The 12,884-nt window shown below is 73.2% G+C and carries 11 protein-coding genes; 1 reads left to right on the top strand and 10 read right to left on the bottom strand.

Features of this window, described 5'->3' with window-relative positions:
- Window positions 1-317: 317 nt before the first annotated feature.
- Entirely contained in the window at window positions 318-1,325 is a 1,008-nt protein-coding gene (locus IE316_RS16435) for a stage II sporulation protein M (RefSeq protein ID WP_190205066.1), read from the bottom strand.
- 128 nt (window positions 1,326-1,453) lie between these two features.
- On the opposite strand from IE316_RS16435, the gene IE316_RS16430 reads away from it, so the two are divergent.
- Window positions 1,454-2,428 (top strand): RDD family protein, encoded by a 975-nt coding sequence (locus tag IE316_RS16430; RefSeq protein ID WP_190205065.1) that lies wholly within the window; start codon window positions 1,454-1,456, stop codon window positions 2,426-2,428.
- Window positions 2,429-2,460: 32 nt separating this feature from the next.
- Here the strand turns inward: IE316_RS16430 and IE316_RS16425 are convergent, their stop codons facing one another.
- The 9 genes from IE316_RS16425 to IE316_RS16385 all read right to left on the bottom strand — a co-directional run bounded on the left by IE316_RS16425 (window position 2,461) and on the right by IE316_RS16385 (window position 12,587).
- Window positions 2,461-3,075, bottom strand: coding sequence for a hypothetical protein (locus IE316_RS16425; protein ID WP_190205064.1), 615 nt, complete (start codon window positions 3,073-3,075; stop codon window positions 2,461-2,463).
- 153 nt (window positions 3,076-3,228) lie between these two features.
- The gene (gene ahcY, locus IE316_RS16420; protein WP_190205063.1) at window positions 3,229-4,686 is read right to left on the bottom strand and encodes an adenosylhomocysteinase; all 1,458 of its coding nucleotides are present in this window, start codon (window positions 4,684-4,686) and stop codon (window positions 3,229-3,231) included.
- A 280-nt stretch (window positions 4,687-4,966) separates the two neighbouring features.
- Complete coding sequence (locus IE316_RS16415; RefSeq protein ID WP_190205062.1) at window positions 4,967-5,935, bottom strand: cation diffusion facilitator family transporter; 969 nt, start codon at window positions 5,933-5,935, stop codon at window positions 4,967-4,969.
- 142 nt (window positions 5,936-6,077) lie between these two features.
- Complete coding sequence (gene manA, locus IE316_RS16410) at window positions 6,078-7,229, bottom strand: mannose-6-phosphate isomerase, class I (RefSeq protein ID WP_190205061.1); 1,152 nt, start codon at window positions 7,227-7,229, stop codon at window positions 6,078-6,080.
- Between the two features lie 69 nt (window positions 7,230-7,298).
- The gene (locus IE316_RS16405) at window positions 7,299-8,426 is read right to left on the bottom strand and encodes an SIS domain-containing protein (protein ID WP_190205060.1); all 1,128 of its coding nucleotides are present in this window, start codon (window positions 8,424-8,426) and stop codon (window positions 7,299-7,301) included.
- 53 nt (window positions 8,427-8,479) lie between these two features.
- Window positions 8,480-8,650, bottom strand: a complete 171-nt coding sequence (locus IE316_RS16400; RefSeq protein WP_190205059.1) for a Trm112 family protein — start codon at window positions 8,648-8,650, stop codon at window positions 8,480-8,482.
- Window positions 8,651-9,028: 378 nt separating this feature from the next.
- Entirely contained in the window at window positions 9,029-10,393 is a 1,365-nt protein-coding gene (locus IE316_RS16395; protein WP_190205058.1) for a phosphomannomutase/phosphoglucomutase, read from the bottom strand.
- 67 nt (window positions 10,394-10,460) lie between these two features.
- Window positions 10,461-12,077 (bottom strand): L-lactate permease, encoded by a 1,617-nt coding sequence (locus IE316_RS16390; RefSeq protein WP_190205057.1) that lies wholly within the window; start codon window positions 12,075-12,077, stop codon window positions 10,461-10,463.
- Window positions 12,078-12,212: 135 nt separating this feature from the next.
- On the bottom strand, window positions 12,213-12,587 hold the full coding sequence (locus IE316_RS16385) for a DUF3499 domain-containing protein (RefSeq protein ID WP_030979046.1): 375 nt from the start codon (window positions 12,585-12,587) through the stop codon (window positions 12,213-12,215).
- Window positions 12,588-12,884: the final 297 nt, after the last annotated feature.

The following is a 12,884-nucleotide window of genomic DNA, read 5'->3' as shown; positions in this document are numbered from 1 at the left end:
CTTGCGTTTCCGACTCTATCAGATCCTTTTCCGATCCGATTTCCTCGGTGCTTTCCAGGTTCCCGCTTCCGCGTTTCCCTTTCCGGCGGTTCCGACTTTATCAGAAGTTTTCGGCCGGTCTGACCGGCGTCATGTTTCCGATTCATCGGGGGCTTCTTCGAATTCTCAGGAATCGAGAAGCAGCTAGACACTCACTGTACCTGCGGGGCCGAGCCCAGCTCCAGGCAACTGTTCGAATCTACCTCCCCGCGCCATCCGTGTCAACGGCTCTTGCGGGGCGAAGAGGAGATTAGCAGCTCACCGGGTGCGGATGCACATCAGGCGGCGGTCGGCACCCTGGCGCTGCGCTCGGCGGCCTCGACGTCGCCGGTCTCTCCCGCGCGGACGGCGCGTCCGCCCAGGACCCAGACGTAGCCGAGGAAGGCCAGCTCGGCGAGGACTCCGATGGTGATGCGGGCCCAGGTGGGCAGGCCGGAGGGGGTGACGAAGCCTTCGATGGCGCCGGAGACGAAGAGGACCAGGGCGAGGCCGATGGCCATGCCGATGGCCGCGCGGCCCTCCTCGGCCAGTGCCGTACGGCGGGTGCGCGGGCCCGGGTCGACGAGGGTCCAGCCGAGGCGGAGGCCCGTGCCGGCGGCGACGAAGACCGCGGTCAGTTCGAGCAGGCCGTGCGGGAGGACGAGGCCGAGAAAGGTGTCCAGGCGGCCGGCGGAGGACATCAGGCCGAAGCCGACGCCCAGGTTGAGCATGTTCTGGAAGAGGATCCAGATGACCGGCAGGCCCAGGAAGACGCCGAGGATCAGGCAGAGGGCGGCGGCCCAGGCGTTGTTCGTCCAGACCTGGGCGGCGAAGGAGGCCGCGGGGTGGGTGGAGTAGTAGGACTCGTACTGGCCGCCGGGGCGGGTCAGTTCGCGGAGTTCGGCGGGCGCCGCGATGGTGGACTGCACCTCCGGGTGGGTGCCGATCCACCAGCCCAGGAGGGCGGCGATCGCCGTGGACAGCAGGGCGGTGGGGACCCACCAGTGGCGTGCCTTGTAGACGGCGGCCGGGAAGCCGTGGGCGAGGAAGCGGGTCACGTCGCGCCAGGTGGCACGCCGGGTGCCGGTCACCGCGCCACGCGCGCGTGCCACGAGCCGGCTGAGCCGGCCGGTCAACTGGGGGTCGGGGGCGCTGGACTGGATCAGGGACAGGTGGGTGGCCGCGCGCTGGTAGAGGGTGACGAGTTCGTCGGTCTCGGCGCCGGTGAGGTGGCGCTGGCGCCGGAGCAGGGCGTCGAGGCGGTCCCATTCCGCGCGGTGGGCGGAGACGAAGACGTCGAGGTCCATCGGTGTGCCTGCTCCTCAACTGTCGACGGTGGCTCGTCGCGGATCAGCTTGTCGCACTGCGGCGCGACGCGTCCTCAGCTTGGCAGACTGGCGGTGTCGGGGGCAGGTCAGGGGAAGGGACGGCAGGCGTGAGTGAGCTGGTGACGGGCGAGGCGGTGGCGTTGGAGCTGCGCCCCGCGAAACTGCCCAGCAGGGCGCTGGCCGTGTTGCTGGACTTGGCGGTGGCCTTCGCCGTCTATGTGGCGGTGACCATCGCGGTGGTGGCCGCCACCGCGTCCCTGGACGAGGCGGCGCAGACGGCGCTGTCCATCGCGGCCTTCGTCCTGTTGCTGGTGGGCGGGCCGATAGCGGTGGAGACGCTCAGCCACGGGCGGTCGCTGGGCAAGATGGCGTGCGGGCTGCGGGTGGTCCGGGACGACGGCGGGCCGATCCGCTTCCGGCACGCGCTGGTGCGGGGTCTCATCGGGGTGATCGAGATTCTGCTGACGTTCGGCGTGGTCGGCTGTATCGCGTCGCTGGTGTCGGCGCGGGGGCGGCGGATCGGCGATGTGTTCGCGGGGACGCTGGTGGTGCGGGAGCGGGTGCCTGTGGCGCCCGTGGGTTACGTGCCGCCGCCTCCGCCGTGGCTGGCGGGGCGGTTCGCGGGGCTGGACCTGTCGGCCGTTCCGGATGCCCTGTGGCTTGCCGTGCGGCAGTACCTGACGCGGATGGGGCAGTTGGATCCGCAGGTCGGCTGGGGCATGGCGGAGCGGCTCGCGGGTGATCTGGCGGCCCGTACGGGGGCGCCGGTGCCGCCGGGTGTGCCGCCGGCGATGTATCTGGCGGCGGTGGTGCAGGAGCGGCAGGCACGGGAGGCCCGGCGCGCGTTCGCGAGCGGTGAACCGCCGCTGGCCCAGCTACCGGGCGGCGGGCCGGCCGCGGCCGGCGGAGCGGTGGCCACCGGCGGGTACGCGGCGCCCGCGACGTGGTCGCCGGCGGTGCCGCCACCCGGTCTCGCGGGTACGGGGCGGGGAGCGCCGCCGATGGCCCCGCCGCCGCCCTCGGTGCCGCAGGACGCCTCGGCCCAGCGCCCGCCGGCTACCGGGTTCGTGCCGCCGGCCTGACGCGGCGGGGCGGCGGCGCCGGAGGCGGGTGGTCAGGGGAACGCGGAGGGGGGCGAGTCCAGGTCCTCCAGCTCGACGCCGGGGGCCGCGAGGACCACGTCGCCGGTGATGTGCACGGCGTGCTGTTCGCCCGTGTCCAGGGCTGTGACCTGGTACTCCTCCACGGTCAGGGGGCCGTTGTCAGTGGGGTGTGCTTCTCTTTTCAGCAAGGCCCAGGACTGGTCCACGGTGCGGGGGGCGAGGACCGGGTCCGTGAGGGCGACGAGGCGTACGCGGGTCGCTGATCCGGAGGGGGTGAGGCGCAGGAGACGGGCAGTGGCGACGAGGAAGGCCGGGGAGGTGCCGGTGAAGGCGTGGGCGCGCACATTGCCTTCGGTGGCGTGGGCCCCGGTGGGGTCGGTACGGACCCAGGTGACGCCGTCGAGGGCGGCGCCGCGTACCTGCCAGTCGCCGGCGTGGAGTTCGAGGCGGATGGGGCGGCCGAGTCCGTCGAGGGCGAGGTCGACGGAGCCGCTCTGGTCCCCGGCGGGCGTGACCCGTCGGGAGACGTAGCGCCAGCCGGAAGGGCCGGGGGCGCACTGGAAGTGTTCTTCGGCGAGGGGGGTGTGATCGTGCGGATCGTGGAGCGAATAACGGCCGCGGGGCATGGGGGTCCTGGGTCGTGACGAGCTGGTCCGGCGCTGCCGGTCCGCCGACGGGGCAGGCCCCCGGCACGGGGGTGCGGGGGCCTGCCACGGAGGATCTGCTGCCGTGGACCGTGTCCGTGCATGGACACGGTCCCGGCGAGCCGCGGGTCGGACTCAGTAGCGGTAGTGGTCCGGCTTGTACGGGCCCTCGACCTGCACGCCGATGTACTCGGCCTGCTCCGGGCGCAGCGTCGTCAGCTTGACGCCGAGGGCGTCGAGGTGGAGACGGGCGACCTTCTCGTCGAGGTGCTTGGGCAGCACGTAGACGCCGGTGGGGTACTCGTCGGGCTTGGTGAACAGCTCAATCTGGGCCAGGGTCTGGTCCGCGAAGGAGTTGGACATCACGAACGACGGGTGACCGGTGGCGTTGCCCAGGTTCAGCAGGCGGCCCTCGGACAGCACGATGATCTTCTTGCCGTCGGGGAAGGTCCAGGTGTGGACCTGGGGCTTGACCTCGTCCTTGACGATGCCGGGGATCTTCGCCAGGCCGGCCATGTCGATCTCGTTGTCGAAGTGGCCGATGTTCCCCACGATGGCCTGGTGCTTCATCTTGGCCATGTCCGAGGCCATGATGATGTCCTTGTTGCCGGTCGTGGTGATGAAGATGTCGGCCGTCTCGACGACCTCGTCGAGGGTGGTGACCTGGTAACCGTCCATCGCCGCCTGCAGGGCGCAGATCGGGTCGATCTCGGTGACGATGACGCGGGCGCCCTGTCCGCGCAGGGACTCCGCGCAGCCCTTGCCCACGTCGCCGTAGCCGCAGACGACCGCGGTCTTGCCGCCGATGAGGACGTCGGTGGCGCGGTTGATGCCGTCGATCAGGGAGTGGCGGCAACCGTACTTGTTGTCGAACTTCGACTTGGTGACGGCGTCGTTGACGTTGATCGCCGGGAACAGGAGGGTGCCGTCGCGCTGCATCTCGTACAGGCGGTGGACGCCGGTCGTGGTCTCCTCGGTGACGCCGCGGATCTCGGACGCGAGCCGCGTCCACTTCTGCGAGCCCTCGGTGATGGTGCGGTTGAGGAGTTCGAGGATGACGCGGTGCTCGTCGGACTCGGCGGTGTCGGGCGAGGGGACCTTGCCGTCCTTCTCGTACTCGACGCCCTTGTGGACCAGGAGGGTGGCGTCACCGCCGTCGTCGAGGATCATGTTCGGGCCGCCGGTGGGGCTGTCCGGCCAGGTCAGGGCCTGCTCGGTGCACCACCAGTACTCCTCCAGGGTCTCGCCCTTCCAGGCGAAGACCGGCACGCCCTGGGGGTTGTCCGGGGTGCCGTCGGGGCCGACGGCGATGGCGGCCGCGGCGTGGTCCTGGGTGGAGAAGATGTTGCAGGAGGCCCAGCGGACCCGGGCGCCGAGGGCGACCAGGGTCTCGATGAGGACGGCGGTCTGCACGGTCATGTGCAGGGAGCCGGTGACGCGGGCGCCGGCGAGGGGCTGGGCCTCGGCGTACTCCTTGCGGATCGCCATGAGGCCGGGCATCTCGTGCTCGGCGAGGGTGATCTCCTTGCGGCCGAACTCGGCCAGGGAGAGGTCGGCGACCTTGAAGTCCTGCCGGTTGTCGACAGTCGTCATTACGAGCTGCTCCTCGGGTTGGGTCGAGGGTGGGTACGGCTGACCTGCGCGGCGGCGGACACCGGGGTGCCCAAGGAGGACACAGGCATGCCCGCGTACGCGCAGCGCAGTCCGTCGGAGGCCCTCTCTCCCTCGGCCGGCCCGTGTCCGGGCCGCCCGACCGCCATCAGCAGCGACGTCTGGCTCCGTCCCAAGCTACACCGGTGGGCGCCGCCTACCCCAGTCGGTTCCCGAAGACTTCCGGCCGATCACGAAGGGTGAGGGAGGAGGGGTGCCGGGGTCAGTGGACGGCGGGGCCGCCGGGGGTGGCCTCGCGGTCGGGGCCCTTGGCGGCCTCGGCCTCGCTGTAGATGTCGGGCTCCAGGTAGATGACGCGGGCGATCGGGACGGCGTCGCGGATGCGGGCCTCGGCGGCGTCGATGGCGGCGGCGATCTCGGTGGCCGTGCCGTCGTGCCGTACGGCGATCTTCGCGGCGACGAGGAGTTCCTCGGGGCCGAGGTGGAGGGTGCGCATGTGGATGACGCCGGTGACGGTGTCGCCGGCGACGAGCGCCGCCTCGATCTTCTCGACGGCCTCGGTGCCGGCGGACTCGCCGAGCAGCAGGGACTTGGTCTCGGCGGCCAGGACCAGGGCGATCAGGATGAGCAGGACGCCGATGCAGAGGGTGCCGATGCCGTCCCAGACGCCGTTGCCGGTGAGCAGGGCGAGGCCGACGCCGCCGAGGGCGAGGATCAGACCGATCAGGGCGCCGAAGTCCTCCAGGAGGACGACGGGCAGCTCGGGCGCCTTGGCGTGGCGGATGAACTGGGTCCAGGACTTGCTGCCGCGCGAGGCGTTGGACTCCTTGATGGCGGTCCGGAAGGAGAAGCCCTCGGCGATGATCGCGAAGACGAGGACGCCCACCGGCCAGTACCAGTGCTCCAGCTCGTGCGGGTGCTTGATCTTCTCGTAGCCCTCGTAGAGGGCGAACATGCCGCCGACGGAGAAGAGCACGATGGAGACGAGGAAGGCGTAGATGTAGCGCTCGCGGCCGTAGCCGAAGGGGTGCTGGGGGGTGGCGGCGCGCTGGGCGCGCTTGCCGCCGAGGAGCAGCAGGCCCTGGTTGCCGGAGTCGGCGAGCGAGTGGACGGATTCGGCGAGCATCGAGGACGAGCCGCTGAAGAGGAACGCCACGAATTTCGATGCCGCGATCGCCAGGTTGGCGGCCAGTGCCGCCACGATCGCCTTGGTACCGCCTGAGGCGCTCATGTGTCGCGTGGTCCCTTCGCCTACGTCTGCCTGCGTACCCGGGGACGGAGGCCGGCCGGGGCCGGCTTTGCCCGTCCTTTGCGGTGGGCCATTGTTGCAGCCCGGCCCGCGGACGTGTGCGGGCCGGGCTGCCGTGTCCGCGTCAGACGCGGACGGTGGCCCGGAAGACCGTACCGGTTCCCGCTGTTTCGGCTTTCTCACCGGCCGGTACGAAGACGGAGGTGCCCGGGGTGAGTTCCTCCGTGCCCACGCGGACGGTGCCCGCGGTGCACAGGAGGATCTGCGGGGTGGGCAGGGTGAGGTCGCGGGGGGCGGTGCCGGCGGGGAGGACGTACCGGGAGAGGCGGAACTCGTCGGTGGGGGTGTCGTAGACCTCCTCGCCGTCGGGGGACGCCTCCGGGCGCAGCACGCCGGGGCCGGCGGCCTCGAAGCGGACGATGCGCAGGAGTTCGGGGACGTCGACGTGCTTGGGGGTCAGGCCGCAGCGCAGGACGTTGTCGGAGTTGGCCATGATCTCGACGCCGAGGCCGCCGAGGTAGGCGTGCGGGATGCCGGCGCCGAGGTAGAGGGCCTCGCCGGGCTGGAGCCGGACGTGGTTGAGGAGCATCGCGGCGAGGACGCCGGGGTCGCCCGGGTAGTGCCGGGCGATGGCGGCGTACGGGGCGTGTGCGCCGCCGAGGCGCTCGCAGGCGGCCGCGGCCTCGGTGACCGTGCGGGACATCTCCTCGGGGTCGGCGGTGAGGACCGCGGTGAGCACCTCGCGCAGGGCGGCGCCCTCGGGTCGGGCGCGCAGCAGATCGGCGTACGGCTTGACGGAGGGCACGCCGAGGGCGTCGAGCAGGCCGGCGGCCTCGGCGGGGGCGCGGAAGCCGCACAGGCCGTCGAACTCGGTGAGGGCGCAGATCAGTTCGGGCTTGTGGTTGGCGTCCTTGTAGTTGCGGTGCGGGGCGTCGACGGGGATGCCGCGGCGTTCCTCGTCCTCGTATCCCCGGCGGGCCTGGTCCAGGTCGGGGTGGACCTGGAGGGAGAGCGGGGCGCCGGCGGCGAGCAGCTTGAGGAGGAAGGGCAGCCGGGGGCCGAACCTGGCGACCGAGGCGGCGCCGAGTTCGCGTTCGGGGTCGGCGTCGATGATCTCGGTGAGGGCGCCCCGGCCGGTGCGGGAGGGGGCGCCGGGGTGGGCGCCCATCCACATCTCCGCCTGCGGCCGGCCGGTCGGTTCGGTGCCGAGCAGCTCGGGGATCGCGGTGGTGGAACCCCAGGCGTAGGGGCGGACGGTGTTGTCGAGGCGGTCCATTGCTTCTGGTGGGCTCTCTCTGCCGGTTCTGCGGTGCGGTACGCGGCTGCGGCCCGCGTGGGTACGAGATCAGGCGCCGGAAGCGAGCGTCAGGTAAACGGCGGCGAAATCCGTGATGGCGATCAGTTCGGCGAGGGTCTCCAGCTCGCCGCCGGGCTCGGGTTCCAGTTCGCTGATCGGCGTGTCGTGGCTGAGGGCCAGGTCGCGGGCGGCGGGGGCGGCGGTGACGCCGCCGATCGGACGGTCGCGCAGCAGCACCACGCGCGCGTGCAGGGCGGGCGGTTCCTCGACGCGGTCGCGGAAGAAGTCGTCGGGGTCGGCGCCGGCGGCCAGCGGGCCGGCCAGCAGGGCGCTGTGCGCGGCGAGCGCCTCGGGCAGTTCGGCGACGACCGCGGGGATGCCGGAGAGTTCGGCGAGGGCGGCGGCGAAGCGGCGGCCGGCGGGGCCGGCGGAGGTGCCCTCGGTCCAGACGACGGGGAGGGCGTCGGCCAGTTCGGCCGCGAGGGTCTTGGCCGGGTTGCCGTACGTCGCGATAGCGGGGCCGCAGCGCTCGGCGACCTGGTCGAGGCGGTCGGCGACCCTCTCCAGGGCGTCCGGCGGGGCGGCGAGCAGGCCGGTGCGGTCCAGCAGGGCGAGCAGCGGGGTGAGCAGGGCCCACAGGACGCCGGGTGCCGCGCCGGCGAGGGGCTCCTGGTGGTCGTACGGGGCGGTCGCCATGGGGAGGAACAGGCCGACGGAGCCGTTCACCGTCTCGCTGAGCGGGGAGCGGGCGGGGGCGACGGCGACGACCGCGCAGCCGCGCCGGTAGGCGGTCTCGGCGAGCAGGGCGAGGCCGGGTTCGGTGCCGTCGGGGGTGGCGATGAGCAGCAGGTCGACGGAGCCGGTCCAGCCGGGCAGCTCCCAGCGCAGGGCGCCGGAGGCGGGGGCGACGCCGCTGGGGGCGAGGCGGGTGACGGGGCTGCCGGCGCCGGCGAGGGTGCCGAGGAGGTCGGCGGCGTGGGTGGCGGCGGCGCCCGGGCCGGCGATCAGGACGGCGCGGGGGCGGCCGTCCGGCTTCAGGGCGGCGACGCCCGCCTCGGCGGCCTGCCGGGCGGCGGTGCGGACGCGGGCGCCGGCTTCCGCGGCGCCGCGGAGCAGACCGCGGCGGTCGGCGCCGGCCAGCCTCTCCGGGCTGTCGAGCAGCGATTCGTCGAGCATGGCGGCAGTCTCCGATCGATCGCCGGGGCGTCAGGTGCGGGGGCCCGGGGTGGTCACTCCGGGCGGCGGGCCTCGTCCACGAGGAGGACGGGGATGCCGTCGCGGACCGGGTAGGCGAGGCCGCAGTCCTGGCCGGTGCAGATCAGCTCGGCGTCCCGCTCTTCGAGGGGGGAGTGGCAGGCGGGGCAGGCGAGGATCTCCAGGAGGCCGGCTTCGAGCGGCATGGCGGGTCCCTTCGGGGTGCTGGGGCTTGTGCGGATGTGCTGGTCAGGGTACCGCCGGTGAGGGGGCGGGTGGCCGGGTGCCGTTTGTGCTTCCTGTGCCGGGGCGGTCGCCCGAGGAACGGAGGCACCGCCCCGGAGGCCAGCGGGGGCCGCCCGGGAGCCGGGGCTGCCCCGGGGTCCCCGGCCCATGCCGGCCGACCGGCGGGCCGGGCGGGACAACCACCGGGCTGGGCGAGCCCACCGCCGAGCCGGACGGGCCCACCGCCGAGCCGGACGGGCCCACCGCCAAGCCGGACGAGCCCACCACCAAGCCGGACGGGCCGTAAGGGTGCTCGCCCCCGAACCGTCCGGGCGTTCGCCCGGAACCGCGACGCCCCGTCACCCCCGGATGATCGCCAGCGCCTCGTCCCGTACCCGCACCATCGTCGCCTCGTCGCGGGCCTCCGCGTTCAGGCGGAGCAGGGGTTCGGTGTTGGACGGGCGGACGTTGAACCACCAGTCGGCGGCGGTGACGGTGAGGCCGTCGAGGTCGTCGAGGGTGATGCCGGCGCGGTCCTGGTAGGCGGCTCTGATCGCGGCGAGGCGGGCGGTCTGGTCGTCGACCGTGGAGTTGATCTCGCCGGAGCCGGCGTACCGGTCGTACTCGGCGACCAGCGCGGACAGGGGCCGCTCCTGGCCGCCGAGGGCGGCGAGGACGTGCAGGGCGGCGAGCATGCCCGTGTCGGCGTTCCAGAAGTCGCGGAAGTAGTAGTGGGCGGAGTGCTCGCCGCCGAAGATCGCGCCGGTGCGGGCCATCTCGGCCTTGATGAAGGAGTGGCCCACGCGGGTGCGGACCGGGGTGCCGCCGTGCTCGCGGACGACCTCGGGGACGGACCAGGAGGTGATCAGGTTGTGGATGACGGTGCCGTGGCCGCCGTGCCGGGCCAGTTCGCGGGCGGCGACCAGGGCGGTGATCGCCGACGGGGGTACCGGGTCGCCGTTCTCGTCGACGACGAAGCAGCGGTCGGCGTCGCCGTCGAAGGCGAGGCCGAGGTCGGCGCCCTCCTCGCGGACGCGCTTCTGCAGGTCGACGAGGTTGGCCGGGTCCAGGGGGTTGGCCTCGTGGTTCGGGAAGGTGCCGTCCAGTTCGAAGTACATCGGCACCAGGTCCACGGGGAGGTCCGCGAGGACGGAGGGGACGGTGTGGCCGCCCATGCCGTTGCCCGCGTCGACGACGACCCGGAGCGGGCGGATCGCCGTGAGGTCGACCAGGCCGCGCAGGTGGGCCGCGTAGTCGGCGAGGGTGTCGCGGGGGGTGACGGTGCCCTTGCGCGCGGCCGGTGCGGGGGCGCCGGTGCGGCTCCAGCCCTCGACCAGCTCGCGGATCTCGGCGAGGCCGGTGTCCTGGCCGACCGGGGCGGCGCCCGCGCGGCACAGCTTGATGCCGTTGTACCGGGCGGGGTTGTGGGAGGCGGTGAACATGGCGCCCGGCAGGTCCAGCGCGCCGGAGGCGTAGTAGAGCTGGTCGGTGGAGCACAGGCCGATCTCGGTGACGTCGGCGCCCAGGGCCGCCGCCCCGCGCGCGAAGGCGCCGGACAGCCCGGGGGACGAGGGGCGCATGTCGTGCCCGGTCACGATGGCGCTCGCGCCGGTCATGCGGACGAAGGCCGCGCCGAACAGCTCGGCGAGCGGCTCGTCCCACTGGTCCGGGACCACTCCGCGTACGTCGTACGCCTTGACGATCTGCGACAGATCAGCAGTCACGGGCCAGCCTTCCTGGAAAGTCCTGTCGGTGCCCACAAACTACCCGGCCCCGCTGACAACCCGGTGGTCACGGCAGCATCCAGCCGAGGACGGCCGCGGACTGGCCGGCCACGACGAGGCACATCACCAGCAGCAGACCGGCGCTCCAGGGCAGCACCTTGCGCAGCAGGTCGCCCTCGCGGCCGGCCAGGCCGACGGCCGCGCAGGCGATGGTGAGGTTCTGCGGGGAGATCATCTTGCCGAGGACGCCGCCGGAGCTGTTGGCGGCGGCGAGGAGTCCGGGCGGCAGGCCCGACTCCCGCGCGGCGGTGACCTGGAGGGCGCCGAACAGCGCGTTGGCGGAGGTGTCGGAGCCGGTGACGGCGACGCCGAACCAGCCGAGGACCGGGGAGAGGAAGGCGAGTCCGGCGCCGGCCGCCGCGACGAAGTGGCCGATGGTGGCGGCCTGTCCGGAGAGGTTCATGACGTAGGCGAGGGCCAGCACGGAGGTGACGGTGAGGAGAGCGGAGCGCAGTTCGCGGACGGTGGCGAGCCACTCGGCGACCGCCACGCGCGCGTGCACGCCGAGGACGGCGGCCGTGGTGAGCCCCGCGAGCAGGACGAGGGTGCCGCCGGTGGAGAGGACCGGCCAGGTGAACACGTTGCCGCCGACCGGCTCGCCGTCCGGTCCGGCCACGTCGAGGAAGGGCCAGTCGTACGTCTGTGTCGCCCTGGCCAGCCGGTCCTTGACGGCGGGGATCTGGGCGGCGGAGAAGACGGCGACGATCAGCGCGTAGGGCGCGTAGGCGCGGACGACCTCCCGCGCGGGGTCGCGTTCGCCGGGTTCCCCGGTGCGTACGCCGGTCAGGACGGCGGCGCGCACCGGCTCGGCGGCGGGTGCGCGGGTGCGCGGTACGGCGACCAGGGCGCCCGCCCCGGCCAGCGCGGCGCCGATGTCGGCGAGTTGGGCGGAGACGTAGTTGGAGGCGGCGAACTGGGCGGCGGCGAAGGCGGTTCCGCACACCAGGGCGGGCACCCAGGTCTCGCGGAGCCCGCGCCGCCCGTCCACCAGCCCGACCAGCACCAGGGGGACGACGAGGGCCAGCAGCGGGGTCTGCCGGCCCACCACGGCGGCGACGTCGTCCAGGGGCACTCCGGTCACCTGGGCGAGGGTGACCACGGGGGTGCCCATCGCGCCGAAGGCGACCGGCGCGGTGTTGGCGACCAGGGAGACGACCGCCGCGCGGACGGGGTCGAAGCCGAGCGCCACGAGCATCACCGAGCAGATGGCGACGGGCGCGCCGAACCCGGCGAGGGCCTCCAGGAGGGCGCCGAAGCAGAAGGCGATGACGAGCGCCTGGACGCGGGGGTCGTCGGAGAGCCGGCCGAAGGAGCGCCGCAGGACGTCGAAGTGCCGGGTGCGGACGGTCATCCGGTACACCCACAGGGCGTTGACGACGATCCACAGGATGGGGAAGAGGCCGAAGGCGGCGCCCTGGGCGGCACTGGAGGCCGCCTGGCCCAGGGGCATGCCGTAGGCGAGCCGGGCGACGAGAACGGCGGCCAGGAGGCCGGTCAGGCCCGCCAGATGGGCCTTCATCCGCACGCCGCCGAGCAGCACGAGGACGAGCACCAGGGGCAGGGCGGCCACGAGGGCGGACAGGCCCAGGGAGCCGGCGACGGGTCGCAGTTCCTGGACGTACACGGACGCCTCCCCGATTCCGCCATGCGAAAGCGATGTCTCGCCGCACCTGGGACGGAATGGTCGTGTCCGCGACAAGCGCGCGTCAACAGGTGTGCAGCCGGCGGGCACGCACCGCGAACCCCCGCGCGGGGGAGGTCAGTTGTCGGGCGACCGCAGGACCCGCAGGTGGCCGCGGCGCGCGACCTCCATCGGGTCGGCCGACCGGGCCCCGCCGCCGGCCTCGGCGGCACGCTCCTGGGGCCGGGCCGCCTCGCGCACCGCGTTGGCCAGCGCTTCCAGGTCGTCGCCGCTGGGGCGGGCCGGGGCGGAACCGTCCAGGAGCCGGACGACCTCCCAGCCGCGCGGGGCGGTGAGGCGCTCGGAGTGCTCGGCGCACAGGTCGTAGCAGTGGGGTTCGGCGTAGGTGGCGAGCGGGCCGAGGACCGCGGTCGAGTCGGCGTAGACGTACGTCAGCGTCGCTACGGCGGGACGGCCGCAAGCGGTGCGCGAACAGCGACGTACAGGGCTCACGACGTTGGACGGTACCGCACTCTTGAGCGGGCCGCGACGACTCTCCCCCAGGTCACTCCACCGTGTCGTGGTGTGAAACACCCCACAACCCCCTCCTGGCACACCCCGCTGACCTGCGCGGACACCGTCTCCCGGGGTGCCGCGCGACCCGGGAAGCGGTCATGATCCGGCACAAACCCCGCCATTTGCCTGGAGACCGGCGGTCCGGGAGAGATACGGAATCGAGCCCAACCTTGGCTGGAATGGTCATCCTCCGACACCCGGACGGGTGTGCCGCCGCGTCACCCGTTCTGTGCG

The sequence above is a fragment of the Streptomyces fumanus genome, from assembly GCF_014655295.1.
GTDB lineage: Bacteria > Actinomycetota > Actinomycetes > Streptomycetales > Streptomycetaceae > Streptomyces > Streptomyces fumanus.
Note: the sequence above shows the minus strand (reverse complement) of the source record. Positions and strands in the feature narration are given on the sequence as shown.